At 62.3% G+C, this 25,158-nt stretch carries 25 protein-coding genes and 1 tRNA gene; 19 read left to right on the top strand and 7 right to left on the bottom strand.

Annotated features, from left to right (window positions below):
- Window positions 1-8: 8 nt before the first annotated feature.
- From AC1RZR_RS25105 to AC1RZR_RS25090, 4 genes are all read left to right on the top strand, one after another.
- A complete protein-coding gene (locus tag AC1RZR_RS25105; RefSeq protein WP_481826316.1) occupies window positions 9-1,172 on the top strand; it encodes an ABC transporter permease in 1,164 nt (387 codons plus the stop codon).
- On the top strand, window positions 1,169-2,107 hold the full coding sequence (locus tag AC1RZR_RS25100) for an ABC transporter ATP-binding protein (RefSeq protein WP_481826315.1): 939 nt from the start codon (window positions 1,169-1,171) through the stop codon (window positions 2,105-2,107). The genes AC1RZR_RS25105 and AC1RZR_RS25100 overlap by 4 nt, the downstream gene beginning before the upstream one ends.
- On the top strand, window positions 2,104-2,853 hold the full coding sequence (locus tag AC1RZR_RS25095) for an ABC transporter permease (protein ID WP_481826314.1): 750 nt from the start codon (window positions 2,104-2,106) through the stop codon (window positions 2,851-2,853). Before AC1RZR_RS25100 ends, AC1RZR_RS25095 begins: the two co-directional genes overlap by 4 nt.
- Window positions 2,854-3,091: 238 nt before the next feature.
- Window positions 3,092-5,233 (top strand): sodium-translocating pyrophosphatase, encoded by a 2,142-nt coding sequence (locus AC1RZR_RS25090; RefSeq protein ID WP_481826313.1) that lies wholly within the window; start codon window positions 3,092-3,094, stop codon window positions 5,231-5,233.
- Between the two features lie 205 nt (window positions 5,234-5,438).
- On the opposite strand, the gene AC1RZR_RS25085 is transcribed toward AC1RZR_RS25090, so the two are convergent.
- Window positions 5,439-5,954, bottom strand: a complete 516-nt coding sequence (locus AC1RZR_RS25085) for an outer membrane protein assembly factor BamE (RefSeq protein WP_477275579.1) — start codon at window positions 5,952-5,954, stop codon at window positions 5,439-5,441.
- A gap of 113 nt (window positions 5,955-6,067) precedes the next feature.
- Here AC1RZR_RS25085 and AC1RZR_RS25080 point away from each other — a divergent pair, with 113 nt between their 5' ends.
- The 8 genes from AC1RZR_RS25080 (at window position 6,068) to AC1RZR_RS25045 (ending at window position 11,384) form a co-directional block, all read left to right on the top strand.
- Window positions 6,068-6,616, top strand: a complete 549-nt coding sequence (locus tag AC1RZR_RS25080) for a ubiquinol-cytochrome C chaperone family protein (RefSeq protein WP_481826312.1) — start codon at window positions 6,068-6,070, stop codon at window positions 6,614-6,616.
- Entirely contained in the window at window positions 6,613-7,161 is a 549-nt protein-coding gene (locus AC1RZR_RS25075) for a YceD family protein (RefSeq protein ID WP_481826311.1), read from the top strand. The genes AC1RZR_RS25080 and AC1RZR_RS25075 overlap by 4 nt, the downstream gene beginning before the upstream one ends.
- Window positions 7,162-7,274: 113 nt before the next feature.
- On the top strand, window positions 7,275-8,333 hold the full coding sequence (plsX, locus tag AC1RZR_RS25070) for a phosphate acyltransferase PlsX (protein ID WP_481826310.1): 1,059 nt from the start codon (window positions 7,275-7,277) through the stop codon (window positions 8,331-8,333).
- Window positions 8,330-9,301, top strand: coding sequence for a beta-ketoacyl-ACP synthase III (locus AC1RZR_RS25065; protein WP_477275571.1), 972 nt, complete (start codon window positions 8,330-8,332; stop codon window positions 9,299-9,301). Before plsX ends, AC1RZR_RS25065 begins: the two co-directional genes overlap by 4 nt.
- Window positions 9,302-9,403: 102 nt before the next feature.
- The gene (locus tag AC1RZR_RS25060) at window positions 9,404-9,727 is read left to right on the top strand and encodes an integration host factor subunit alpha (protein WP_013532231.1); all 324 of its coding nucleotides are present in this window, start codon (window positions 9,404-9,406) and stop codon (window positions 9,725-9,727) included.
- Window positions 9,728-9,858: 131 nt separating this feature from the next.
- On the top strand, window positions 9,859-10,398 hold the full coding sequence (locus AC1RZR_RS25055; protein ID WP_023810244.1) for a MerR family transcriptional regulator: 540 nt from the start codon (window positions 9,859-9,861) through the stop codon (window positions 10,396-10,398).
- A 151-nt stretch (window positions 10,399-10,549) separates the two neighbouring features.
- Window positions 10,550-10,852, top strand: coding sequence for a hypothetical protein (locus AC1RZR_RS25050; RefSeq protein WP_379095794.1), 303 nt, complete (start codon window positions 10,550-10,552; stop codon window positions 10,850-10,852).
- Window positions 10,853-10,907: 55 nt separating this feature from the next.
- On the top strand, window positions 10,908-11,384 hold the full coding sequence (locus AC1RZR_RS25045) for a hypothetical protein (RefSeq protein WP_481826309.1): 477 nt from the start codon (window positions 10,908-10,910) through the stop codon (window positions 11,382-11,384).
- A gap of 151 nt (window positions 11,385-11,535) precedes the next feature.
- Here the strand turns inward: AC1RZR_RS25045 and AC1RZR_RS25040 are convergent, their stop codons facing one another.
- Window positions 11,536-12,150 carry a hypothetical protein gene (locus AC1RZR_RS25040; RefSeq protein ID WP_477275566.1) on the bottom strand — a complete coding sequence of 205 codons (615 nt, stop codon included), beginning with the start codon at window positions 12,148-12,150 and terminating at the stop codon, window positions 11,536-11,538.
- On the opposite strand from AC1RZR_RS25040, the gene AC1RZR_RS25035 reads away from it, so the two are divergent.
- The 4 genes from AC1RZR_RS25035 (at window position 12,131) to AC1RZR_RS25020 (ending at window position 14,521) form a co-directional block, all read left to right on the top strand.
- Entirely contained in the window at window positions 12,131-12,718 is a 588-nt protein-coding gene (locus AC1RZR_RS25035) for a helix-turn-helix domain-containing protein (RefSeq protein ID WP_481826308.1), read from the top strand. The two genes, AC1RZR_RS25040 and AC1RZR_RS25035, sit on opposite strands and share 20 nt — an antisense overlap.
- A 189-nt stretch (window positions 12,719-12,907) precedes the next feature.
- Window positions 12,908-13,369 carry a YbaK/EbsC family protein gene (locus tag AC1RZR_RS25030; protein WP_477275562.1) on the top strand — a complete coding sequence of 154 codons (462 nt, stop codon included), beginning with the start codon at window positions 12,908-12,910 and terminating at the stop codon, window positions 13,367-13,369.
- Window positions 13,370-13,466: 97 nt separating this feature from the next.
- A tRNA-Pro gene (locus AC1RZR_RS25025) sits at window positions 13,467-13,543 on the top strand.
- Between the two features lie 531 nt (window positions 13,544-14,074).
- Entirely contained in the window at window positions 14,075-14,521 is a 447-nt protein-coding gene (locus AC1RZR_RS25020; RefSeq protein WP_481826307.1) for a Ros/MucR family transcriptional regulator, read from the top strand.
- 211 nt (window positions 14,522-14,732) lie between these two features.
- On the opposite strand, the gene AC1RZR_RS25015 is transcribed toward AC1RZR_RS25020, so the two are convergent.
- Window positions 14,733-15,026 carry a hypothetical protein gene (locus AC1RZR_RS25015; RefSeq protein WP_481826306.1) on the bottom strand — a complete coding sequence of 98 codons (294 nt, stop codon included), beginning with the start codon at window positions 15,024-15,026 and terminating at the stop codon, window positions 14,733-14,735.
- A 1,427-nt stretch (window positions 15,027-16,453) separates the two neighbouring features.
- Here AC1RZR_RS25015 and AC1RZR_RS25010 point away from each other — a divergent pair.
- Window positions 16,454-17,068, top strand: coding sequence for a carbonic anhydrase (locus AC1RZR_RS25010; protein ID WP_481826305.1), 615 nt, complete (start codon window positions 16,454-16,456; stop codon window positions 17,066-17,068).
- Window positions 17,069-17,748: 680 nt separating this feature from the next.
- Entirely contained in the window at window positions 17,749-18,015 is a 267-nt protein-coding gene (locus tag AC1RZR_RS25005) for a hypothetical protein (protein ID WP_477275555.1), read from the top strand.
- On the opposite strand, the gene AC1RZR_RS25000 is transcribed toward AC1RZR_RS25005, so the two are convergent.
- The 4 genes from AC1RZR_RS25000 to AC1RZR_RS24985 form a co-directional block, all read right to left on the bottom strand.
- Window positions 17,993-19,300, bottom strand: a complete 1,308-nt coding sequence (locus AC1RZR_RS25000; protein ID WP_481826304.1) for an O-antigen ligase family protein — start codon at window positions 19,298-19,300, stop codon at window positions 17,993-17,995. The two genes, AC1RZR_RS25005 and AC1RZR_RS25000, sit on opposite strands and share 23 nt — an antisense overlap.
- A complete protein-coding gene (locus AC1RZR_RS24995; RefSeq protein ID WP_477275551.1) occupies window positions 19,297-20,832 on the bottom strand; it encodes an undecaprenyl-phosphate glucose phosphotransferase in 1,536 nt (511 codons plus the stop codon). Before AC1RZR_RS24995 ends, AC1RZR_RS25000 begins: the two co-directional genes overlap by 4 nt.
- A gap of 95 nt (window positions 20,833-20,927) precedes the next feature.
- Window positions 20,928-22,058, bottom strand: a complete 1,131-nt coding sequence (locus AC1RZR_RS24990; RefSeq protein ID WP_477275549.1) for a glycosyltransferase family 4 protein — start codon at window positions 22,056-22,058, stop codon at window positions 20,928-20,930.
- Between the two features lie 8 nt (window positions 22,059-22,066).
- The gene (locus AC1RZR_RS24985) at window positions 22,067-22,630 is read right to left on the bottom strand and encodes a polysaccharide biosynthesis/export family protein (protein ID WP_013532220.1); all 564 of its coding nucleotides are present in this window, start codon (window positions 22,628-22,630) and stop codon (window positions 22,067-22,069) included.
- A gap of 256 nt (window positions 22,631-22,886) precedes the next feature.
- Here AC1RZR_RS24985 and AC1RZR_RS24980 point away from each other — a divergent pair, with 256 nt between their 5' ends.
- On the top strand, window positions 22,887-25,139 hold the full coding sequence (locus tag AC1RZR_RS24980) for a GumC family protein (protein WP_481826303.1): 2,253 nt from the start codon (window positions 22,887-22,889) through the stop codon (window positions 25,137-25,139).
- Window positions 25,140-25,158 lie beyond the last annotated feature (19 nt).

Raw genomic sequence — 25,158 nt, 5'->3', positions numbered from 1 at the left:
GGCAGCGCGTGCAGATCCGGTTCGACAAGCTCGGCGTGGTCATCGCCGCGATAGCAACCTATGCGGCTTTTGCCGCGCCCTTTGCCACGTTCCGTGCCAACCGCATCGTTCCCGGCCAGGCGCGCTCGATTCTCGAGGCGTTGCCGGCAGCGACCGGAACGCTTCTGCTCGCCATCGTTGTCGCCGCAGCACTTGTCGCGCTGTTCAAGACGCCACTTGTCCTGCGCCTTGCCGCCAGCGTGGTGGCACTTGCCGCGCTCGTTCTGCTGATCGGCGACGCTGGCACATTTCTCACGCCGGCCGGCAACACTTTTGCCAGGGTTTCGCCGGCCTCCGGTTTCTGGATACTGATCTTCGCCTTCACGCTGTTGCTGGCCGACGTGCTGACACGGCTGAACCTGTCGCCATTGGCACGCGTCGGCGTGCTTGCCGTCGCGGCATTGGCGATCGGCCTGCTGTTGATCTCGGGAAGCTGGGACAATCTGTCGATCCTCAAGGAATACGCCAACCGCGCCGACAGTTTTTGGGCCGAAGGATCCAAGCATGTGACGCTGGCGCTCGGCTCGCTGCTTGCTGCGGTGATCATCGGACTGCCGCTTGGCATTCTCTGCCATCGCGTCGAAAGGCTACGGGCCGCCGTTCTCAACGTGCTCAACATCATCCAGACCATTCCCTCGATCGCGCTGTTCGGCCTGCTGATAGCGCCGCTCGGCTGGGTCGCAACGCATGTGCCTGGGGCTGCGGCGCTCGGTATTCGCGGCATCGGCACGGCACCGGCTTTCGTCGCTCTGTTCCTCTATTCGCTGCTGCCGGTGGTGGCCAACACCGTGGTCGGTCTGGCCGGCGTGCCGCGCGCCGCCAACGACGCTGCGCGTGGCATGGGCATGACCGACAGGCAGCGCCTGTTAGGCGTCGAGTTTCCGCTGGCATTTCCGGTCATCCTCACCGGTATCCGCATCGTTTTGGTGCAGAACATCGGCCTTGCCACTATTGCAGCGCTGATCGGCGGTGGCGGTTTCGGCGTGTTCGTCTTCCAGGGCGTTGGCCAGACGGCGATGGATTTGGTGCTGCTCGGCGCCGTGCCGACTGTGGCGCTCGCCTTTGCCGCCGCCATCATTCTCGACGCGGTGATCGAAATGACCGCCACCAAGCGCAGGGTTGAAACGGCATGATCGAGATCGAAGGCATTACCAAGCGCTACGACGCGACAACGGTGGTCGATGACGTCTCGATGGTCATCGAGCCAGGCACCATCGCCGTCATTGTCGGCACGTCGGGTTCCGGCAAGACGACGCTGCTGCGCATGATCAACCGGCTGGTCGAGCCGACCGCGGGCACCATCAAGCTCGATGGCGCCGACAATCGCTCGCTGCCCGGTTACGAACTGCGCCGCAGCATCGGCTACGCCATCCAGGGCCACGGCCTGTTTCCTCATCGCACGGTGGCGCAGAACATTGCCACCGTGCCGGTACTGCTCGGCTGGGACAGGGCTCGCATCAAGGCCCGTGTCGACGAGTTGATGATGCTCTATCAGCTCGATCCTGAAGCCTTCGGCCCGCGCTACCCGCACGAATTGTCCGGCGGCCAGCAGCAGCGCGTCGGCGTCGCCCGCGCGCTCGCCGCCGAGCCCAACGTGCTGTTGATGGACGAACCGTTCGGCGCGCTCGACCCGATCATCCGCACCAAGGCGCAGGAGGATCTGCTTGCGATCCAGAAGCGCTTCGGCACCACCGTCATCCTCGTCACCCACGACATGGAGGAGGCCGTGCACATGGGCGACAAGATCGCGGTGATGGATGCCGGCAAGCTTGTGCAATACGCCAAGCCCGCGGATATCCTGGCAAACCCGGCCAGTGCCTTCGTCGAGACCCTGGTCGGCGCCAGCGAAAGGCCGTTCCGGCTCTTGTCGCTCGGCCGCGTACGCGACGCCGTGGAAAAGGGCTCTGCCGAAGGCGAGGCGATCCCGGGCGATGCCAGCCAGCGCGACGCGCTGGCTGAACTGTTGTGGTCGGGCCGGCCGGCGCTGCCGGTCAAAGGCGCCGACGGCAAGCCGCTTGGTCGCGTCACCGTCGACGGTCTGGTGAAACGCGCGGCGAGGCCGGCATGAAAGCCTGGCTTCCATCGCTGCTCAGGCTTGCTTTGGTGGTGCTGCTCGTTGCCTTTGTCACCAATCCCGGCTGGTTCGAACCGCTGCTGAAGCCGCTGACCGAGAACAATGCGCCGGTGATCTACAATCAGGGCAGGCTGCTGACGCTGACTTTGCTGCATTTGCGCATCGTGCTGATCGCCACTGTCGCTGCGACCATCGTCGCGGTCGCGCTGGCCATCCTGGTCACAAGGCCGGCCGGCGCCGAGTTCCTGCCGCTGTCGCGCAGTCTGGTCAATATCGGCCAGACCTTTCCGCCGGTGGCGGTGCTGGCGCTTGCCGTGCCGGCGGTCGGCTTCGGTGAAAAACCGACGCTGATCGCGCTGTTCCTCTATGGCCTGCTGCCGATCTTCGAGAACGCGTTGACCGGACTGACGACCTTGCCGGCCAATGTCATGGAGGCGGCGCGCGGTGCCGGCATGACCGGCTGGCAACGGCTCACCAAGGTGGAGCTGCCGCTCAGCGCCCCGATTATCCTTGGCGGCATCAGGCTGTCTGTGGTGATCAGCCTTGCCACCGCCACCATCGGCTCGACCGTGGCCGCCAAGACGCTGGGCGAGGTGATCATCGCCGGGCTGTTGTCCAACAACCTCGCCTTCATCCTGCAGGGCGGCCTGATCGTGGCAGCCCTTGCGGTGCTGATCTATGACAGTCTGTCGGCAATCGAGCGCTACACCGCACGACGCATGGGCAGGGAGGCAGAGTAGCCACGCGTTGCGTCAAGACCGATTTCAATCGATCTAATAGCACGATGCCGGTGGCGGCGACCTCGTGGCCTATGCCTTTTGGGCGAAAGCCGGGCAAAAACCGAACAATATCTTGACGTTCGCAGCCCTGTTTCGCATACACCGCTGCGAAGAGGCGGATTCCGTGCACGGATCCGGTCTTTGTCTCAACGGCCCAGGGAGGGGTTCTTTTGGGCCATCAATCGAGGAAAATCCGGCAATGACAATTATTTCCGTCGTCATCGCCTGCGGCCTGCTTTCAATCCTTTACGCCATCTGGGCGACACGTTCGGTCCTCGCGGCCGATCAGGGCAATGCACGCATGCAGGAAATCTCCGCCGCCATCCGCGAAGGCGCGCAGGCCTATCTGGCGCGCCAGTACGCTACCATCGCCATCGTCGGCGTGGTCGTGCTTCTGCTCGCCTGGTGGCTGCTGTCGATCACCGCCGCCATCGGCTTCCTGATCGGCGCCGTTCTGTCGGGCGCCGCCGGCTTCATCGGCATGCATGTTTCGGTGCGGGCCAACGTGCGCACCGCACAGGCGGCTTCCAACAGCCTCGCTGCCGGTCTCGACATCGCCTTCAAATCGGGCGCCATCACCGGCATGCTGGTCGCTGGCCTGGCGTTGCTCGGCGTGTCGATCTACTACCTCATCCTCACCCACTTCATGGGCCTTCAGCCCAATGACCGCATCGTCATCGACTCGCTGGTTTCGTTGGGCTTCGGTGCTTCGCTGATCTCGATCTTCGCCCGTCTCGGCGGCGGTATCTTCACCAAGGGCGCCGACGTCGGCGGCGATCTGGTCGGCAAGGTCGAAGCCGGTATTCCCGAAGATGATCCGCGCAACCCGGCCACCATCGCCGACAATGTCGGCGACAATGTCGGCGACTGCGCCGGCATGGCCGCCGACCTGTTCGAAACCTATGCGGTGACCGTCGTCGCCACCATGGTCCTCGGCGCCATCTTCTTCGGCGGCACCGCCGTTCTGGGTGCGGCGATGCTCTATCCGCTCGCCATCTGCGGCGCGTGCATCCTGACCTCGATCGTCGGCACCTTCTTCGTCAAGCTCGGCTCCAACGGCTCGATCATGGGCGCGCTCTACAAGGGCCTGATCGTTACCGGCCTCTTGTCCATTGTCGGCCTCGGCGTTGCCACCCACGTTACGCTTGGTTGGGGCGAGGTCGGCACCGTTGCCGGCATGGCCATCACCGGCAAGAACCTGTTCATCTGCGGCCTGGTCGGCCTCGTGGTGACCGGTCTCATCGTGGTGATCACCGAGTATTACACCGGCACCAACAAGCGCCCGGTCAACTCCATCGCCCAGGCGTCGGTGACCGGTCACGGCACCAACGTCATCCAGGGCCTTGCGGTCTCGCTGGAATCGACGGCACTGCCGGCGATCGTCATCGTCGGTGGCATCATCTCGACCTATCAGCTCGCCGGCCTCTACGGCACGGCGATCGCGGTCACCACGATGCTCGGCCTCGCCGGCATGATCGTGGCGCTCGACGCCTTTGGCCCGGTCACCGACAATGCCGGCGGCATTGCCGAAATGGCCGGCCTGCCCAAGGAAGTGCGCCACTCCACCGACGCGCTCGACGCGGTCGGCAACACCACCAAGGCGGTGACCAAGGGCTACGCCATCGGTTCGGCCGGTCTCGGCGCCCTGGTGCTGTTTGCCGCCTACTCGAACGACCTGAAGTTCTTTGCCGCCAATGGCGACAAATATCCCTACTTCCAGGGCATGGGCGAGATCTCCTTCGATCTCTCCAACCCTTACGTCGTCGCCGGCCTGATCTTCGGCGGCCTCATCCCGTATCTGTTCGGCGGCATCGCCATGACGGCCGTCGGCCGTGCGGCGGGCGCCATCGTCGAGGAAGTGCGCAAGCAGTTCCGCGAGGATCCCGGCATCATGGCCGGCACCTCCAAGCCGAACTACGCCCGCGCCGTCGATCTTCTGACCAAGGCGGCGATCCGCGAGATGATCATCCCGTCGCTGCTGCCGGTGCTGGCACCGCTCGTCGTCTATTTCGGCGTGCTGCTGATCTCGGGTTCGAAGGCGTCCGCCTTTGCCGCCCTCGGCGCCTCGCTGCTGGGCGTCATCGTCAATGGCCTCTTCGTCGCCATCTCGATGACCTCTGGCGGCGGCGCCTGGGACAACGCCAAGAAGTCCTTCGAAGACGGCTTCGTCGACAAGGACGGCGTCAAGCACCTCAAGGGTTCCGAAGCGCACAAGGCTTCGGTGACCGGCGACACGGTCGGCGATCCTTACAAGGACACCGCTGGTCCGGCCGTCAACCCGGCGATCAAGATCACCAACATCGTCGCGTTGCTGCTTCTGGCCGTTCTCGCGCACGGCTAAGCGATCAGCCAGGCCTACAAGACAAAACCCGCGGGGAGCGATCCTCGCGGGTTTTTGATTGCGCTACGACAGTCGCTCTTCTGTTCGTCCCTTCGCCTGCGGGCCTTGCCCGCCCGATCCCCCATAACAAAAACCCGCAGGATCGCTCCCGCGGGTTTTTGGTCGCCTGAGATGGTGTGGCTTCCGGAGTGAAAGCCGAAAAGAATTAGGCGCCGCCGCCACCTGGGATGCCGGGGGCCAGCTTGCTGGCGCCGTTGATGATCTGGCTGAGGAAGTTCTGGTCCTTGCCGCCGGTCGGCGTGGTGCGCGAGATGAAGTCGAACATCTTCCCGTCCTTCAGGCCGTAATTGGCGATCTGGGTGACACGACCGTCGGCGCCGAAATAGACCGCCAGCACCTTCTGGTCGATGAGTCTCGGCTTGTCGAAAGCGACGTAGCGCTTGCGCGTCTGGGAAATGTAATAGAAGGCCTCGTTGTCGAAGGTCGCCGTTGTCGACGGCGTGCCGAGCGCCAGAAGCACCTGCTCGCGGCTCGAGCCAACCGGCACCAGGTCGATCGCCTGCTGGTCGATGACGTAGCCCTGGGTGAGGGTCTCGCTCGGGTTTAGGTCACCGATCATCTTGGAGGTGTGGCAGGCGGACAACGCCGAAACGATCACCAGCAGTGAGATCGCGCCGGCGGGCCGGAACGAGAAGGTCGACTTGAAATTCAGCGCGCGCAACAACAACTCCATTAGCTGGCCGCAACTTGCGCTGGGCCGCAAAACCGGTAAACCAGCTTGCTGGCCGATGCAACAAGGCCACTTCAACAAACGGTCCCGGGAGACCATCCCCAATGTTCCAGCGCTTTTTTGGCCGCGAACGCCATGCCAACCGCGCTATCACCGAGGCGCTTTACGCACAAATCGTGGCGGCGGCGCGGCAGACTGTGTTTTATTCCCACTGGAATGTGCCCGACACGCCGCTTGGCCGTTTCGAGATGGTGTCGCTGCACATGTTCCTGTTCCAGCACCGGCTGCGGGGCGAGGACGGCGTGGCGCAAGAGGTCGCCCAGGTGCTGATCGACGAGTTCTTCCTCGACGTCGATCATTCGTTGCGGGAATTGGGCGTTGGCGACGTCGGCGTGCCCAAACGCATGAAAAAGCTGGCAAAAATGTTTTATGGCCGAACCGCTGCCTATGACGACGCCTTGGAGAGAAACGACCATGACGGGCTCAGCGCTGCCCTTGCCCGCAATGTCCGGCCCGACGCCGGCGCCTGGCCGGAAGCATCGCTGCTGGCCAATTATGTCACCGACGCCTGCAATCAGCTGGCCGCGCAGCCGTCCGAATCGATTGTCTCCGGCACGGTGGCGTTTCCGTCGCCAACGGAGGTTGATCGATGAAACACATTGACCCGCAAAGCCCGGTATCGTTCCGCGCAAACATCGCCCGTCTGCCGCACAAGGGTTTGCCGGTGGTGATCGAGGCCGACGCCACGCAGCGCGCGGCGCTGGCCGAGGAGCACGGGCTGCTTTCTGTCGAAGCCTACCGTGCCGAGCTTCTGGTGACGTCATGGAAGCGCAATGGCGTGAAGGTCAGCGGTCGCGTCGAAGCCGACATCACCCAGGCCTGCATCGTCACGCTCGACCCTGTCGAAGCTCATATAGACGAGCCGATCGAAGCGCTGTTGCTGCCCGAGGACTCCAAGCTCGGACGACAGGGTTTCGATGACGGCGGCGAGATCCTGCTCGACGCGGACGGACCGGACGGTCCCGAAACATTTTCCGGCGACACGATCGACGTCGGCGCGCTCGCCGAACAGTTCTTCGGACTTGCGATCGACCCTTATCCGCGCAAGCAGGGCGCGTCTCTGAGTGCCGGCGGCGAGGCCGAACCGGCGGAGAATGAATTTCAGCAAAAACTGCGATCCCTGCTGAGAAAATCCTGAAAACCTCGCCCGCGACGGAAAAGTCGGTTGTGCGGCAGCCCAAAACCGTTATTTTCGCCGAACCTTCGCGATCACTAAAGCGACCTGCCGCCTAACCGTGAGATAAATACCGCGTGATCAGGATTTCCATCGATGCCATGGGCGGCGATCACGGACCCGCCGTGGTCATTCCAGCGCTCATGACGGTCGCGACCCGCCGTCCCGACATCCGCTTCATCATCTTTGGACGTGAAGAGGTGGTGCGCCCTGAACTGGCCAAATTCCCAAAGCTGGCCGAGGTCAGTGAATTCTTCCATTGCGAGATCGCGGTCAGGATGGACGACAAGCCGAGCCAGGCACTGCGCCATGGCCGCTGGAAGTCGTCGATGTGGAAGGCCGTCGAAGCGGTCAAGGCAGGGTCGGCGGACGCCTGTGTCTCCGCCGGCAACACCGGCGCGCTGATGGCGATGTCGAAGTTCTGCCTGCGCACCATGGCCACCATCGATCGCCCTGCGATCGCCGCACTCTGGCCGACGACGCGTGGCGAAAGCGTGGTGCTCGACGTCGGCGCCACCATCGGTGCCGACGCGCATCAGCTGATTGATTTCGCAATTCTCGGCACCGGCATGGCGCGCTCGGTCTTCGGCGTCGCGCGACCGACTGTCGGCCTGCTCAACGTCGGTGTCGAGGAGATCAAGGGGCAGGAAGAGGTCAAGGAAGCGGGACGCATGCTGCGCGAGGCCAACATGGCCTCGATGAATTATCATGGCTTTGTCGAAGGCGACGATATCGGCAAGGGCACGGTCGACGTCGTGGTGACGGAGGGCTTCGCCGGCAATATCGCCCTGAAGACGGCGGAAGGTACGGCGCGCCAGATAGCGGGTTATCTGCGCGCCGCGATGAGCCGCACCCTGATGGCCAGGATCGGCTATGTCTTCGCCAAGGGCGCCTTCGATCGCCTGCGCGAAAAGATGGATGTCGGTCGTTCCAATGGCGGCGTCTTCCTGGGGCTGAACGGCATCGTGGTGAAGAGCCATGGTGGTGCCGATTCGGACGGTTTCGCCGCCGCGATCGAGCTTGCCTACGACATGGTGCGCAACAATCTGCTTGACCGCATCGAGGCCGACCTCGATCTGTTTCATGCGCGGAACCCGACGTCGTTATCGACGCAAAGGAATAGGAAAGAACTTTGATCAGATCAGTCGTGCGCGGCACGGGCGCCGCGCTGCCCCGCCGAATCATGAAGAATGCCGATTTCGAAGGCATGGTGGAAACCTCGGACGAGTGGATCGCCCAGCGCACCGGCATCCGCCAGCGCCATATTGCCGGTGATGACGAGACGACGGCCTCGCTGGGCGAGGCGGCGGCGCGAGCCGCACTTGCCAATGCCGGCCTGACGCCTGCCGACATCGATCTGATCGTCCTGGCGACCTCGACGCCCAACAACACCTTTCCGGCCACCGCCGTCGAGATCCAGAACCGGCTCGGCATGCATCACGGCTTTGCCTTCGACATGCAGGCGGTCTGCTCTGGCTTCGTCTATGCGGTCGCCACCGCCGACCTCTACATCCGCGGCGGCCTGGCCAAGCGCGTCCTGGTAATCGGCTCGGAAACATTTTCGCGGATCCTCGACTGGAGCGATCGCTCGACCTGCGTGCTGTTCGGCGACGGCGCCGGTGCGCTGGTCCTGGAGGCCGGCGAGGGGACTGGCTCGATCGCCGACCGTGGCGTTCTGGCGGCCAGCCTGCGCTCCGACGGTGCGCACAAGGACAAGCTCTTTGTCGACGGCGGGCCGTCGACCACCGGCACGGTCGGCCATCTCCGGATGGAGGGCCGCGAAGTCTTCAAGCATGCGGTGGGCATGATCACCGACGTCATCGAGGCGACGTTCTCGCAGGCCGGTATATCAGCCGATGATCTCGACTGGTTCGTGCCGCACCAGGCCAATAAACGAATTATTGACGCTTCGGCCAGGAAGCTCGGGATAGCTGAGCAAAAGGTGGTGGTGACGGTCGATTTGCACGGTAACACCTCGGCTGCTTCGGTGCCGCTGGCGCTTGCGGTGGCCGTCGCCGACGGTCGCATCAAGAAGGGCGATCTGGTGCTTCTGGAGGCGATGGGTGGCGGCTTCACCTGGGGTGCTGTCCTGGTTCGCTGGTAAGTGCCGAACGGTCCGGTTTCGGTCCTTGACCTTGCCGGATCAATTACTTAGGCTCTGCCGCTGTTGTGCCGATTTTATGTTTTGAACTGATGGGACGGTCGCATGGGGGGAAAGACACTTACGCGCGCCGACCTTGCCGAGGCAGTTTACCGGAAGGTCGGCTTGTCGCGCACTGAATCGGCTGAACTTGTCGAAGCGGTGCTCGACGAGATCTGTGAAGCGATCGTCCGCGGCGAGACGGTGAAGCTGTCGTCCTTCGCGACATTTCACGTCCGCTCCAAGAACGAGCGCATTGGCCGCAATCCAAAGACCGGCGAAGAGGTGCCGATTCTGCCGCGCCGGGTGATGACGTTCAAGTCGTCGAACGTGCTCAAGAGCCGTATCTTGCGGTCCCATCAAAGCGGCAAGGCCAAAAGCGGCAAGTAGCCTCGTTCACCTGCGCGGTTGAAAACTGGCGCGCACCATGACGCCGGGCTTGAATATTGCTTCACAAACCGCTGAAATAAGACCCGATTCGGTAGGTAGACCGGATCATCGTCCAGCGTGAGGATTCGCCCATGGACAAGAGCCCCGACGCCTTTCGTACCATCAGCGAGGTCGCCGAAGATCTCGACCTGCCGCAGCATGTGCTGCGCTTCTGGGAAACGCGTTTCAACCAGATCAAGCCGATGAAGCGTGGTGGCGGCCGTCGTTACTACCGGCCGCAGGATGTCGAACTGATCAAGGGTATTCGCCATATGCTCTACGACCAGGGCTACACCATCAAGGGCGTGCAGAAGCTGCTGCGCGAGAACGGCAATCATTTCCTGGTTGCCATCGGCAATGGCGACATGGCGGCCGTCGAGGCGATCTCGCAGCGGCGGCAGGCCGATCAGGTGCCGCTGACGCCCGCAGCTCAGCCGCGCGGCATGGATGACGAACTGGTTGGCCAGCCGCGTGTCAAACCCAGCCGCCGCTTTTTCGGCCTTGGCAAGAGCGACGAGGACGGTCCGGTGCAGCCGGACGCGTCGAAACTCTCGCGCGACAATCGCGCCTTGCTGCAGGAGGCGCTGTTCGACCTCCTGGAATGCAAGCGGCTGCTCGACCAAGTGCGCTGACCGCTCCGCACGGACCGACTTGAGCAATTCCAGGAAAGTGTGACACGGTTTTCCGTCTGGAATTGCCTTAAACCGCTGTGGCGTCTCGAAAACCGGAACCGGTCTTCCGGTGAGGCGTTACGTTTCCTTCTACAATGCAAGGAAACTCGTCATGGCATCATTTTCGACCCTCTCGGACATCGACCTCGACAAGCAGGTCGCGGCTCTCACCAGGGAATTGGCCGGCTTAAAGAAGGCGGTGTCGAGACGGGGCGGCGCTTACTACGAAGACGGTCGCGATGCCGCGCTCGACACCTATTCCGATCTTGCGGGCCGTCTGCGGGACGCGGTGCCGGCCATCCGCAAGCAGGGCAGGGTGATCGAGAAATCGGCCCGCGACCATCCGGCCGCGGCTGCCGCCGTCGGCCTTGTGGTGGTCGGTCTCGTTGCCAGCCTGCTCTTCAGCCGGCGCTAGCCCTCGACCTTGGCCGTCATCGGGAATACGCCGTCACAGGGATACCTCAGCCTTGTTGGCCAAGCCTGATCTGGTGGAGCGCGCCGGCCAGAACCTCCCTTGCCGTATCGCGGTTTGTCCTTGCGTGAAGGTTTCGCCGGTGCATCGGTGTCGGGTTTACGCCGAGATCTGGACCAGCGCGGTGGTTTCGAAAGCGCCTTATCCTGTCGGGCTCGCATCGCATTGCCAAGAGAAGACGAGCCTTGAACAAGAAGCCAAGGCCGGTCTTCTCGTTGGCAGTCTGGTATGCTTATGCCTTCTTCATCGTCACGTGGTGGTGATGATGATGGTAGTGATGGCGGTGATGGACGGGATGGTACGGATGATGATGATGGTGACGATGATGCTTTACCATCGGAGCCGCATCCGCGCTCGTCGCGCCGATTACCGGCACCGTGAAAGCAAGTGCAACTGCAAGCCCGAGGGCCGAGAGGAGGGACTTCTTCATGGATCGTTTCCTTTTTTAGCGGGCAGATTTGAATCGGGTCGATGATCTGATCGCCGCGAATGGAATTACGCTCCTGAATTTTTTCCTCGGTATTTCCCGATTGTAGAATTTTGTTTCTGGACTGTTTCTACGGAAACCGGGCTTCCGCCACCATCATCGCCAAGGCCGAGAAGCCGCGCTCTTGCGCCTGTTTTGCCTACATCGGCGGAACCACGCCATTGTTTCCCACCACCACGCGGCCGGAACTCAGCGTGCCGTCGGCCTCACGCTGGGCGGTAACGAAGACCGTCGCACCTGGCTTGAGGTCGGCCGGCGTGGCCGGCGCGAAGGTCACGACAGGTGTGGTGTCGGGTATCGAGATCTTCTTCGTCTGCCCATTGTCATAAGTCAGCGTGACCGCCCGGCCGTTTACATCGGTGACGTCGGCCACGGTGCCGTTGGTCATGCGGCTGTTTGGCTGCAGGTCCCAGGGGCGGTCGCCCTCACCAGTGCCTTTCAAAGCGGCCGGAAAGACCACCACCTCCAGCGCGCCACTGCCGCCATCCGCCTTCGATACGGAGGCGATGCCGAGGAAATCGCCTTGCTGGATGTCCTTTACGGATGCATTGGCGACGCCTGAAATCTTCCAGCCGGCATTGAGCTTGATCGCAGAGGTATCACCCAGGCGGGTTTTCACGGTGAGCCGCGATGGCGCGAAACTGGCCACCGTGCCGCGCACGCGCAGTAAATCCGCCGCTTGAGCAGCGCCTGCGCCGGCAGCGGAAAGGCTGGAAATCGTGCCGAGCACGATGATGAGTGTCTTCAAGTTCATTGCAGAGATCCTTCCGGGAACGGGCTGGCTGAAACCGGATGGTTCATGCCAGCGACCTCGGGATAACGAACGGGCGGGGCGAAACTGCCGAACAAAAAGGCGATTGGACGGTCAAAACAACTTGATCGCCACGTGTGCGCGATCCGACCGCGCAAGCCGCCTGGTTCACGATCCCGTGACGGTCAGATTGGGACTTGGCAAATCGCCGGCGAGCGGGCATCTTCCCGATCGTCTCAGGCAACAACGTCATTTGATCAAACTCTTTCAGCCCACGGAGTTGCCAATGCCCCAAAATGCAAAACGCGAAGCCCTCTCCGAACCGGTAGCCAATGAGATCGGGCCAGATTACAACACCCTCAGAGCGATGCGGGAAACCCGCGGCTACAGTGTGGAAAAGCTTTCCCTGACATGCGGTCTGGCTGCCGACGAGATTGAAGATATCGAGAGCGGCAAGGTGACCGATCCGTCGAAGCTGCGTCGTATTGTGTCCGCGCTTCGACTTCCCCAGGACGCTTTGATCGCTTCGGCTGTGCACACGCCGGCCGCGCAAGGTCGATCCCTGGCATAGATCAACATCGGGCATGCCCGACAGCCCGCCAAGGATATCCTTGGCGGGTTTGTTTTTGTTGGTGCCGCAGCCTTTCTGTCCAGCTTGGGACTTGCCGATTTGTGCACCGCACGTGTTTATACGCGCGGCGAACCATCCGCTGCCAATCACGGCCGCCGTCCAAAAAATCTTGAACCGTGGGTTTTCGATATGAGCCTGGAAACCGTTCGTGCCTTCTTTGCCGCCCACGCGCCCGACATCGATGTCATCGTCACCGAAGCAAGTTCGGCAACGGTGGCACTGGCGGCAGAGGCGCATGGCGTGCTGCCGGCGCAAATCGCCAAGACGATCTGCCTGCGCGTCGGCGACCGCACCATGCTCGTCGTCACCAGTGGCATCGCCAGGCTGGACAACCGCAAGTTCAAGGACCAGTTCGGCGGCAAGCCGCGAATGCTCGACGCCGCTGAGGTTGTCGAAGCAACCAGCCACCCGGTCGGCGGTGTCTGCCCGTTCGGCCTGCCGGCGCCGCTACCGGTTTATTGCGACACGTCGCTGCGCGATTTCGACGCGGTCGTGCCCGCCGCCGGCGCCACCAACGCCGCCGTGCGGATTACACCGCAGCGCATGGTCGACCTCACCGGCGCCGCTTGGGTCGATGTTTGCCAGGGGTAGGTTGGGAGTTCGCTGGCACCCCACGATGGCATCGGCCTGATAGTCGCCGAATTTCGGTTGACCCGAGCGGGGTTATCACGATACATCGCGACCGGTCCGGAGTGTAGCGCAGCCCGGTAGCGCACTTGACTGGGGGTCAAGGGGTCGTCGGTTCGAATCCGGCCACTCCGACCAAACAAAACAAAGGCTTAGCCACATCCCCCAGAGGTGGCTATGAAATTTCTAGCCACATTGTAGCCAGCAATGAACAGCCCGCGCGAAGCGGGCTAAACCTTTCGTGTGATCCGGTAACGCCTTTGCTTACGTCAGCAACACCTTCGCACAATTGAGGAACGGCGCCGCTGTGGTAGATTTCCATCTGTCGGCGGTTCTTTCCTCCCATTCAAATCGCTGACCCCGCGCTCACCACCGCCCCCCCGTGGCGAGCCATTAATAACCCGCTGCCATCCCCTCCGGCAGCGGGTTTTTTATTGTCTGACACACAAACAAAAAGTCCGCCGAAGCGGGCCTTGTCTCATTTGCGATGCTGAGCGGTCAGGCGTCGACCTTGGCGGAAAACTCGCCACCGGATTGCCGATTGGAATTGGAATAGCTGTCGGGCGCGCCCTGGCGGGCTGATGCTTGCCAGCGGCCTTGGGAGAATTGCGTATTTAAGAAGCCTCTAATAAAGACGTTGTTTGTCAGCTAACAACGGGGGACCGACAAATGACCAACGAAACCGACAACCACGCCGCTGCGCTGGCCGAGCTAACGGCGGATCTTGTCTCTGCATACGTAAGCAACAACCCGTTGCCAGCCACTTCGCTGCCCGACCTGATCGCCTCTGTGCATCTCTCGCTTTCGGGTCTCAATCGTCCCGCAGCACCGCCAGCCGAACAGCAGGCGCCCGCCGTCAATCCGAAGAGGTCTGTGTTTCCGAACTACATCGTGAGCTTGGAAGACGGCCGCAAATTCAAGTCAATGAAACGCCACCTTGGTTTGCTTGGCATGACACCGGATGAATACCGCGCGAAATGGGGCTTGCCGCACGACTATCCAATGGTCGCACCGGAGTACTCCAATCGCAGATCGGCTCTGGCAAAGGCTAGTGGTTTAGGTCGCAAGGCTGAACCTGTTAAGCAGGCGCCCGCGAAGCGGAAGGCGAAGGCTTAACGCCCCTCCACATGACGTAAGGTCAAGACTCAGCTATCAGGAAGCGCGGCGGACTTGGCGTCCGCTTTGCCGGCGCCTTTCAGGCAACCTCCAGCGAGCGGCGCCGGCTTTTTCCTTCGACTGAAATCGTCAAGCGCGCCCTTGCAGGGGCGAAGCTTGTGGAGGGGCGCCGTGTGAGGCTCAAGATGTCGCCGGCTTTGGCGCCTTGTCGTCAGCTGCGAGGAGTGAAGAGCGGCTCTCTGCATCCATGAACCAAGCACTGGCCGTCGCGCGTTGGCACAAACGCTACTGCTGGGATTTCCGACCAGTCGCACGCATTGCTGTGCTGGCGGACGTAGAGGGCATAGGTGTTCGGACCTGTGGTCAGCACCGCCGAGCCACGGCTCTCGATTAGCGCCTGCGTCTGTTGGCAGGTCATGGCGCGGGTGTCCGGCCGGGCCTGGGCGAGGGTTGTGAAGGCAAGCGTGACCGCTGCCCAGGTCAACGCAATCCGGCGAATGGACATGACTAAACTCCCATGATGGGCCATTTGGTTGACAAAACTCGCATGGCGCAGGGCGGCTCTGCAATGGTGGCGTCTAGCGTTGCCCGGTTTGCCCTAGCGGGCAGAGGAAGCCGCGCCTCGTGCTCCTCAAATGTTCCTCTCGAAGGTATGAGCCACGATCGGATCTGGTGCCGATAGCTCAAATCCTTTAGCTGCCATAAAAGCCAGCACGATAGCCACAGCTATCGAGGCAATCACGGTGGTGGTGCGGGCTAGACTTCTCACTATCTTCACTCAACAAGCAGCGCGATATTCCCAGCAAGATCTCTCGGACAGTAGGTCCGGCATATGATGTTGGGGTGCTCGCGGCGGGTTGCAACTAACCCTTAGTCTAAGTCCAGCTATCGGCGGCGCTTGGCAACGCGGGTCGGAATCGGCCCCGCGTTTCCCTCTCCCTTCGGCAGCAGCACCGGCATTTCAGAAGCTAATTATGCAAGACTTGGATCAGTCAGCGCCTCTTTACCTTCGGCGTGATCTCCTCAACCCTCACCTTTGTCGCCGATCTCTTTCGCCATGGCCAGGGCTTTGGCCTTGTCCTTGGTGGCTAGGACCGTGCGCCAATGCCGCTTTTCAAAAACGCTCACGAGCGAGGCTCGGGCTTTGGCTGACAGGTGCCGGTGACAACCTATGCGCCTAAGCCCTGGAGAGGGTCCGCGATCACACCATAGGCGTCTGCATCTCGATTATATTAGCTTGTGCTTGCGGAGCTTTCCGCCTGGGCCGGCGTCCCTTACATCCCAACACCCTGCCCAACGGCGCGCCGCGGGAAGTGAGGGAAGCATGAGCAGCTTAGGCTTATGGGTCGTGCTCGTGACGGCGACCGTGGCGATCCTTTACCTGTTGTCGTATGTCTCGATCAGGATGTAGGCCAGCAGCGCCCGGCCGCGTCTCTAAAGGGAAATGGCCGGTACGGTCGGGGTGTTTGGTGTTGGGGTAGGCCGCACCGGCCACTGCGGGTTTTGTTTTGGACGTCCCCCGCGCTGCCAAAACTATGGGCACATTATCAACTGCGCAATTAAGCCTATTGGCTGGACTAAGACCGAAGTCCCTAAGTCCCTCGCTCAAAAGTCGGTTTCCAGTCGCGGTTCCGCTCCCGTGCTGGCCTTGGTAGTCGGGAATGACCGTGAAAAACACCGGGTGCCGATCGCGGCCGCCATCGAGCGAAGCCGTAGTCGAATTGCAAGGCGGGCAGGTGATGCAATCGACCCGACCAGCCCGAACTCGCCTCAAGCTGTTTGCCCAGGGTGCTTTCCGCGAAGGGGAATTTCAGCGCTCCGTTAAAGGGGCGCTGCACCGGACGCGTGGTTTATGTGTTTCGGAGATATTAGAGGAAGCGTGTATACAGTCGACCTGCAACAGTCTCTGAAACTCGTGGGGGGAGCCAAACAGTGTGCAGCAATTGCGACGGTGAAGGGGTCGGCCGCAGGGATTTCCTCAAAATCGGCGCGGGGCTGCTTGCGATCGGTCTTGGCGGTGCTTCGTGGTCGGCGCGCGCGGCGGAGAGTGCTGCGCCGGCGCTGTCCCCCGATGCAGCGCTCGCCGCGCTGAAAGCCGGCAACGAGCTCTATGTCAGCCACCCGGAGCTCTGCTCGATCGACCTAGCCGCGCAGCGGACCGCTGTCGCCGGGCATCAGGCGCCATGGGCCACGATCATCAGTTGCGCCGATAGCCGCGTTCCGCCGGAGCTGATCTTCGGCGGCCATGGCGTCGGCGAACTTTTCGTCGCCCGGAATGCTGGCAACCTGGTCGACACCGCCACGCTTGGCACGGTCGAATACGGTGCTGCGGTTCTCGGCTCTCCCTTGATCGTCGTCCTCGCCCACACCAGCTGCGGCGCCGTCAAGGCAGCATGCGACGTGGTCACGAAGAACGCCACCTATCCCGGCGCTATCGGCCCGATGATCGAACCGATCCTGCCCGCCGCGATCTCGGCGCGGAACGAAGCGGGCGATTTCGTCGACAACACGGCCAAGAGAGCGCACGCAGGACCGCGAGGCGCCTGACGGCGTCGAGCAAGGTGTTGGCTGGTCTCACCGGGTCGCAGAATCTAAAGATTGTCGCGGCGATCTATGATCTCCAGACGGGTGCGGTGACCTACATCGAGTGACAGACTTCCCCGGCCGGCGAGCGTTTGCCCTGGCCGCCCTACAGCGCCGCGGCTGGGTAGCGCCTAAACCCGCTTGAAGTCGCGCGACGTCAATTAGCGTGCACTTAATTAGTTCCGGAAAATTTTAACGAATCATTGACCGCGCTGTCCCAGAATAGGACGGCGCGGTCAAACCCCAACCGGACTGCGCAGGCGGCTCCGGCACTCAGCGCCCGCCCACTGTCGGAGCCGCTACTCACACTCTCTAATATACCAGTGATGGTTGAATCAACTGTTACCGCAGGTGCTTTCTAGTGCATTGTTCCAGTCGTTAGACTTTGATGGAATTCGAGTTGTAGGCACCGAGATCAAGCCACGCCCCACAACTTGAAGCCGGCCGAAGCGTGATCGATCATGCCACCGCGAGCTTGAATTCGATCTCAAAGAGGAACGGTGACGATTGGCAGTGCCAGGGCAACTGCGGCAATCTCGGCTGGCTTCGTTAGAACCCATGTGAGTGAGGCGTCGGGGTTTGGTGTGCTATATCATTGCGAGATTGGTCTGCGCTTTTCTTGAAGGTCGGAAAAGGAGGATGACGTGAAGATCAGGACGACAACCCACAATCACCCCGGAGAACCGGGTGTCATTCTGCTGGACCAGTCATTGCAAAACATGATTGTGGCGACCGACATTCGCGATGGCGCCACGACGCTGTTCGGGACAGTAAATCTGCAGGTGAATTATTCCGGGCAGTACGACATCAGAGTCGAACTATCGCCAGGGGAACTCACGCAGATCTACCAGCTACTGGTCAAAAACCTCCTCGAGAAAATACAGGAACTTACGAGCGCTCAAAATCCTTGACGCTCGCAAACCAACCGCCTTCCATAGCTCGCTTTCCACCTTGGGCTTGAACCGGATCCGGTCGCAACAGCCGCTGATGGCGGTATTCCAGCGCGATGGCGCCCCAGATCAGCCCGAGCAGCAGATAGACATGGCGCCAATGGTCGATGTCGATGAAGGTGCCGAGCCCGATATTGCCGATGAAGGCGACATAGGCGCACAGCAGGTAGGGTTGCCACGGCCGGTCGCGCAGCAGGATGCGGAATCCGGCCGATATCGTCCAGGCAACGAGCGTCAGGAACGACACGAAGCCGAGCCAGCCATAGTCCATCAGCATCTTCAGCCAGATGTCGTGGGTGTCTTCGCCGAAGATGGTGCCGAAGACCAGCGGGCCGATGCCGAACGGATGCTCGAGCGCCATCTGGAAGCCGATTGCGTAGCGGGCGAAGCGGCCGAGGCGGGCGGTGTCGTAGCTCTGTTCGAGATGGGCGCGGTTGGAAAACATCTCCGACACGCCGGGCAGCTGCAGGATGACGACCATGGCGATGACCAGCAGCGACAGCGCGGCGATCGTCATCACCACCACACGCAGCCGGAACATGCCGCTGGCGCTCTGCAGGAACAGGCAGCCGGTGAGCAGGACGGCCGAGACGGCGAACATGCCCCAGGCGCCACGCGAGAAGGAGAAGAAGATGCCGGCGGTGATGATCAGCAGCGGCACCGCCAGCAGCGGCATGCGTGGGATCGGTCCGGTCAAAAGCAGATAGAGCAGATAGATGCCGGGCAGCACCAGGAACGGGCCGAACACATTCGGGTCCTGGAAGGCGCCGGCGGCGCGGTCGTATTTGGTGAACATCTCCGCGCCCGGAAAGGTGTGGAAATAGCCCGCTATGCCGAGCAGCGAGGTGATCACCGCCGACACGACATAGGCGAAGAAGATCAGCCGGTAGAGGCTGGGTTGCACCGCGGTCACCGAGGCGAAGAACACCGCGGTGAAGGCGAGAAACAGCGAGACGGCGAGATAGAGCGGCGTGTTGGCCAGATCCGCCATCTGCGTCATCGCCATCATGCCGCCGATGTTCATCGTCACCAGCAGCACCAGCAGCGGCATTGCCGCGCGCGACACCCTCAGGCCGAAGAGAGCCCAGATGGCGATCAGCCCGGCCATGTAGAGTTCATAGGGCGCCGGTTCGCTGATGACGAAGCCGGACAGGAATATGCCGAGGAAGACCGCGCCCGAGGAAATCAGCGCGATCAGCTTGGCGTTGACCGCGGCCTGCGGCAGCTCGTGGGAAATCGCGCTCAATAGGCGTTTTCCGTGTTCAAGAGCCGGATCGGCGTCAGGAACAGGATCCGCAAGTCGAACAGCAGCGACCAGTTCTCGATGTAATAGAGGTCATACTCCGTCCGCATGCGGATCTTCTCGTTGGTGTCCATCTCGCCGCGCCAGCCATTGATCTGCGCCCAACCAGTGACGCCTGGCTTGACCTTGTGGCGCGCGAAATAGCCGTCGACCACTTCGTTGTAGAGGAGGTTATGCGACTGCGCGGCGATGGCGTGCGGGCGCGGTCCGACCAGCGACAGCGAACCCAGCAGCGAGTTGAAGAACTGCGGCAGCTCGTCGATCGAGGTCTTGCGGATGAAGCGGCCCACGCGGGTGACGCGCGGGTCGTTCTTGGTCACCGTCTGCTTGGCGGTCGGGTCGGCCTTGTCCGTATACATCGAGCGGAACTTGTAGACCTCGATGATCTCGTTGTTGAAACCGTGGCGCTTCTGGTGGAACAGCACCGGCCCCTTGCTGTCGAGCTTGATGGCGATAGCGGTCGCCAGCATCACCGGCGAGAACATGACGATGCCGACGAGGCTGAAGACGATATCGAAGGCGCGCTTGGCGACCGAATCCCAGTCGTTGATCGGCTTGTCGAAGATATCGAGCATCGGCACCGAGCCGATGTAGGAATAGGCGCGCGGGCGAAATTGCAGCGCGTTGGAATGCGCCGACAGCCGGATGTCGACCGGCAACACCCACAGCTTCTTCAACAGCTGCAGCACGCGCGATTCGGCGGTCAGCGGCAGCGATACGATCAGCATGTCGATGCGGGCGATGCGGGCGAACTCGATCAGTTCCGAAATGGTGCCGAGCTTGGGATAGCCGGCGACGATGGGCGGTGAGCGCTTGTCGCCGCGATCGTCGAAGATGCCGCAGATGCGGATATCGTTGTATGGCTGCTTTTCGACCGAGCGGATCAGGATCTCAGCCGCCTTGCCACCGCCGACGATGACGGCGCGCCGCTCCATGCGGCCATCGCGCGCCCAGCGCCGGATCACCTTCGACATCACCAGCCTGAGGCCGAAGAGGAGGACGAAACCGACGACGAACCAGGTGCCGAACAGCAGGCGTGAATAGTCTTCCGACATCTTCATGACGAACGCCGTCAGCGCCATCAGGGCGAAAGTGCCGGCCCAGACCAGGAGCACGCGGCCGAAATTGGCGATGGGCCGCATCAGGGCCACGATCTGATAGCAATCGGTGACGTCGAGCAGCACCACTGCCAAGAACGACGAGGCGGCGATCGTCAGCGGATATTGCCAGGCCAGATAGTTGAAGAACCCCACATAGTGGAAATAGACGGCGAGCCCGGACAGGAACAGCAAGCCGAATTCGACCATGCGCAGGACGCCGCTGACCATGATCGGCGACATGGTATCGCGCCTGTACTGCGAAGCGACCTGGCGGGCGACATCGTTCATGCCGCCGGGCGTGTCGCCATCGGCCGGGCCGTCGAATTTACGCACCGCCTCTGCTGAAAAGCGGCGCGCGGGGTCGATCTCGTTCATGGGGCTTTCCGCAAGCTTCCCTACGGTGAATAGCAAAAGAGAGCTAAGAAACCCTTGAAACAACGAGTGGCTTTGAAACGGCTTGGGCTTGAGGCCTATCTATCGAGCGCGGCGAAGTAGGCCTTCTCGATGTTGGCGGCCATCACATCGGCGCCAAAGCGCGCCTTGAGGCTGGCGCCGTCGGGCATCAGTCTGCCATAGGCGGCGGGGTCGGCCAGCGCCTGGCTCATCCTGTCGGCCAGCTCCACCGGGTCGGGCCGGATCAAGGCCGGGGAGCCGGTGCCGAAGATCTCCGGTATGCCGCCAACGGAGGTGGCGATCATCGGCTTTCCCGCGGCAAGCGTTTCCAGGACGATATAGGGCATGGCTTCGGCGCGCGAGGGAACAATGACCAGCCCCGCCAGCGCGAACGCTTCCCTGGCCGGCATCGGCGGCAGAAAGCGGACATGGCTTTCAAGCCCGAGCCGCTTCACCTGGGCATGATAGCGGGGCAGGTCGTCGCCGTCGCCGACCATCACCGCGGTAAGCACTCGGCCGATCCGCGGGCCGGCACTGGCCAGCGCATCGATGAAGATGTCGGGCCCCTTCAGGTCGCGCATCATGCCGATATAGAGCAGATCGGCTGCGTCGGACTTGCTCGACACCGGCTCGAACTCCACGGCGCGCAGGCCATTGTAGACCAGGGTGTTGGGAATCGGCGGCTCCCCGACCTTGCGGCGATAAGTGCGCCTTTCGTAGTCGGAAACAAACAGCAGGTAGTCGGTGAAGCGCGCCATGAAGCGCTCGAGCGCGAAGAACAGCTTACCGGTGGTCGTGTTCTCGTCATAGTGGAGGGAGCCGCCATGCGGCGAATAAAGGCGGGCTACGCGAGACCTTGATACCCGCAACAATGAGCCGAACAGACGGGCATAGGCGCCACCCTTGGCGCCGTGCCCGTGCAACACGTCCGGCTGCAATTCCTTGATGATCCTGTACGTGCGCCAGGCCGACGCGAGGTCGCCCGGGCCGACATGGCGCTGCATCGGCGTGCGATGGATGCCGAGCGCCAGCATATCCTTCATCTGCTCGAACAGGCGTTCCTCGAACTCGCCGCCGGTCGTCGAATCGCAGACGATGCCGACGGAATGCCCGGCGGCGACCTGCGCCTCGGTCAGGTCGCGCACATGCCGGAAAATTCCTCCGACGGGTGAGCGAAAGCAGTGGACGATCCTGAGGTTGTCCGCCACGTGGTTCGTCAGAACAGGCGTTCGCGGACGTAGACGGTATCGCCGGGCAGCAGCGGGTCGGACGTGACCACGCGGCCGGTCATCACCTTGCCGTTGATGTCGCGGGTGATGTCGACGCTTTCCTGGTTGGCGCGCGGCGTGAAACCGCCGGCAATGGCGATCGCCTTCTGCACCGTCAGGCCGGGGACATAGGAATACTGACCGGCGGCGCCCACTTCGCCCATGACGAAGATCGGCCGGTAGCGGTCGATCTCGACCGAAACGTCGGGATCGCGCAGATAGCCTTGCCGCAATTTGTCGGCGATCTCCTTTTCCATCTGTTGCGCAGTGTGGCCACGCGCCGGAATGGCGCCGACGAGCGGGAAGGAGAGGTAGCCGGATTGGTCGACGCTGTAGGTGTTGGTCAGCCCATCCTGCTCGAACACTGTGACGCGGACGCGGTCGCCGGCGCCAAGACGATAGGGCTGATCGAGCACCTCGTGGAAAGCGGCTGGTGTCGGCCGGTAGCTGGAGCAGCCGGCGAGCATCGATACGGCAAGCAGCGCGCGAAACAGGGAAGCAGTGCTTTTCATGACCGGACAGGTACCTTCGACTGGTCGCTGCAGCGTCGCAGCAAACTCTAGGATCGAGGTCGTTATCATCCTGTTAGGGTTAATGGCCGGTAAAGGGAGCGGCCGGCGCATGGCGCATCGGCAAGAGTTTTACGATTTTTGGCGGTTTTGTTTGTCACTCGCCAGTAAACCCTAACGCGAACTTGCCGCCATCTTAACGGCTGAGTTACCATAGTTGTTTACGGTGTGTCCTGACCCAGTATCGGAGTAGGGATGCATGTCCGTTCAGTCCGCGGCCGCAGATGTCGACGTCGATCTCAGGCAGCTCTTCGCCAGCCTGGCGAGGAACTGGCTGCGTATCGTTATCGTGGCGCTGGCGGTGACCGGCGCGGCTTTCGCATTCGCCTCGCTAGCCACGCGTCACTACAAGGCCCAGACGCAGGTGGAGATTGCTCCGCGTGAATCGGTTTATACGCGGCCGGCAAGCAACAACGACACGGACAAGCCGATTCTCGATGAACAGGGCGTTGCCACTCAGGTCCAGATAATTTCCTCCAACGAAATCCTCAAGCAGGTCGCGCAAAAGCTCAATCTGGAAAAGCTGCCCGAGTTCGACGAGGCGCTCGACATGTCGCCGTTGAGCCGTGCTCTGGTCCTCGTCGGCTTGAAGAGCGACCCGATGGAAATTCCGACGGAAGAACGCGTCCTCAAGAAAATGCATGAGAAGCTCAACGTCTATGGTGTCGAGAAGACCCGCATCATTGCCATCGAGTTCTCATCGGAAGATCCCAAGCTCGCTGCCGCCGTACCAGACGCCATTGCTGCCGCCTATATCGCGGGGCAAGGGGCTGCCAAGCTCGAATCGAACAATGCCGCCGCTGACTTTCTTGCACCGGAGATCGCCGCCCTGCAGCAGCAGGTGAAGGATGCCGAGGCCAAGGTTGCCACCTACCGCGCGCAATCCGACCTTCTGATGGGCGGCAACAATTCGGTGCTAGCCACGCAGCAGCTTTCCGAACTGTCGAGCGAGCTGATGCGTGTGCGCGCCAACCGCGCCTCGGCGGAAGCGACGGCCGACAGCGTGCGCAAGGCGCTGCAGGGCGGCGGTTCGCTCGATGCCGTGCCTGAGGTCTTGTCTTCCGATCTGATCCAGCGCCTGCGCGAGCGGCAGGTTGAGCTCAGGGCCAACATTGCCGATCTCTCCACCACCTTGCTCGACAATCACCCGCGCATCCGGGCGTTGAAGTCTCAGCTTGTCGACCTCGACGGCCAGATCCGCAACGAGGCGCAAAAACTCATGAAGGGTCTGATGACCCAGGCGCAGACCGCGCAGGCTCGTGAGAACCAACTCGTCGCCGACGTCAACACACTGAAGGCCGCATCGGCGCGCGCCGGCGAACAGCAGGTCGAACTTGATGCCTTGCAGCGCGATGCGACCGCCAAGCGCCAGCAGCTCGAATCGTACCAGGCCAACTACCTCAGCGCGGCGTCGCGCAAGGACCGCAACTATCTGCCCGTCGATGCCCGGGTGGTGTCGCTGGCCCAGGTTCCGTCCGAGCCGTATTTCCCGAAGGTTATGCCAATCGTCGGTGCGGCTTTCGTCGCATCGTTGCTGGTCATGGCCATCGTGACGCTTCTGCGGGAGCTGTTTTCCGGCCGGGCGATGCGGCCGGCGACCGGTTCCCCCTTCGAGCGCATCGATGAGGTTGCGATGCCGGTTGTCCGCCAGGAGGCCACCGTCCTCCAGACCCCCGTCATTCGCCAGGACCCCGTTGCTCGCCAGGAGATGGGAGAACGTTCGGCAGAGGCAGAGGCGGATCCCTACGCAGCTTCGATGCCCTATAAGGCCGAGGTGCCTGACAGGGTCGTGATGCCCGATGCGGCGACAGCGCAGGAGACCGCTGTCGAGGCCGAGCCGGCTCGTTCCACCCTGGGCGAGATTGACGTTGAGAAGGCCGCCGAAAAGCTGATCGCCAGCGGTGCGGCGCGCGCCATATTCGTCTCGCCGGAGGGCGACGAGGCTGCCGCATCGGCGGTCCTGGTGGCACGCGAGGTCGCCGACGCCGGCCTGCGCGTCCTGTTGCTGGACCTTACCGCTTCGGGGGCCGCCTCGCGGCCGATGCTGGATAGCGGCCTTTTCCCCGGCATCACCAACCTGCTCGCTTCGGAAGCGCAGTTCAGCGACGTCATCCACGCCGATCTCTACTCGGACTGTCACGTCATTCCCGTCGGCACCGCCGATCCGGTCCGCGCCATGCGCGCCGCCGACCGGCTGCCGATCATTATGCAGTCGCTGACCACAGCCTATGATCTGGTCGTGGTCGAGTGCGGGCCGGCCGACGCGCAAGGCATCGGCCGTCTGGCCGGTGACGCCACCGAGGTGTTCCTGTCCATGCTGGAGCCGGATGATGAGGTGACCCAGGCCGCGGTCAAGCTCATCGAAAGCGGCTATCCCGACCTGACGCTGGTGACGCCGCTCGGCCACGAACCGCCCGGCAATCCGGTGCCGGGACGGCGCTCGGCGGCCTGAAAGAGCCGTAAACCTGCGG

It is taken from the genome of Mesorhizobium bavaricum, assembly GCF_056781655.1.
Note: the sequence above shows the minus strand (reverse complement) of the source record. Positions and strands in the feature narration are given on the sequence as shown.

What these genes read in the sequence shown, in the direction of transcription:
- AC1RZR_RS25100 (WP_481826315.1), top strand. Translation starts at nt 1,169, where the DNA reads ATGATCGAGATCGAAGGCATTACCAAGCGCTACGACGCGACAACGGTG.
- AC1RZR_RS25015 (WP_481826306.1), bottom strand. Translation starts at nt 15,026, where the DNA reads ATGTCCATTCGCCGGATTGCGTTGACCTGGGCAGCGGTCACGCTTGCC.
- AC1RZR_RS25080 (WP_481826312.1), top strand. Translation starts at nt 6,068, where the DNA reads ATGTTCCAGCGCTTTTTTGGCCGCGAACGCCATGCCAACCGCGCTATC.
- AC1RZR_RS25055 (WP_023810244.1), top strand. Translation starts at nt 9,859, where the DNA reads ATGGACAAGAGCCCCGACGCCTTTCGTACCATCAGCGAGGTCGCCGAA.
- AC1RZR_RS25020 (WP_481826307.1), top strand. Translation starts at nt 14,075, where the DNA reads ATGACCAACGAAACCGACAACCACGCCGCTGCGCTGGCCGAGCTAACG.
- AC1RZR_RS24995 (WP_477275551.1), bottom strand. Translation starts at nt 20,832, where the DNA reads ATGAACGAGATCGACCCCGCGCGCCGCTTTTCAGCAGAGGCGGTGCGT.
- AC1RZR_RS25035 (WP_481826308.1), top strand. Translation starts at nt 12,131, where the DNA reads ATGAGTGTCTTCAAGTTCATTGCAGAGATCCTTCCGGGAACGGGCTGG.
- AC1RZR_RS25090 (WP_481826313.1), top strand. Translation starts at nt 3,092, where the DNA reads ATGACAATTATTTCCGTCGTCATCGCCTGCGGCCTGCTTTCAATCCTT.
- AC1RZR_RS25050 (WP_379095794.1), top strand. Translation starts at nt 10,550, where the DNA reads ATGGCATCATTTTCGACCCTCTCGGACATCGACCTCGACAAGCAGGTC.
- AC1RZR_RS25040 (WP_477275566.1), bottom strand. Translation starts at nt 12,150, where the DNA reads ATGAACTTGAAGACACTCATCATCGTGCTCGGCACGATTTCCAGCCTT.
- AC1RZR_RS25060 (WP_013532231.1), top strand. Translation starts at nt 9,404, where the DNA reads ATGGGGGGAAAGACACTTACGCGCGCCGACCTTGCCGAGGCAGTTTAC.
- AC1RZR_RS25075 (WP_481826311.1), top strand. Translation starts at nt 6,613, where the DNA reads ATGAAACACATTGACCCGCAAAGCCCGGTATCGTTCCGCGCAAACATC.
- AC1RZR_RS25095 (WP_481826314.1), top strand. Translation starts at nt 2,104, where the DNA reads ATGAAAGCCTGGCTTCCATCGCTGCTCAGGCTTGCTTTGGTGGTGCTG.
- AC1RZR_RS24980 (WP_481826303.1), top strand. Translation starts at nt 22,887, where the DNA reads ATGTCCGTTCAGTCCGCGGCCGCAGATGTCGACGTCGATCTCAGGCAG.
- AC1RZR_RS24985 (WP_013532220.1), bottom strand. Translation starts at nt 22,630, where the DNA reads ATGAAAAGCACTGCTTCCCTGTTTCGCGCGCTGCTTGCCGTATCGATG.
- AC1RZR_RS25030 (WP_477275562.1), top strand. Translation starts at nt 12,908, where the DNA reads ATGAGCCTGGAAACCGTTCGTGCCTTCTTTGCCGCCCACGCGCCCGAC.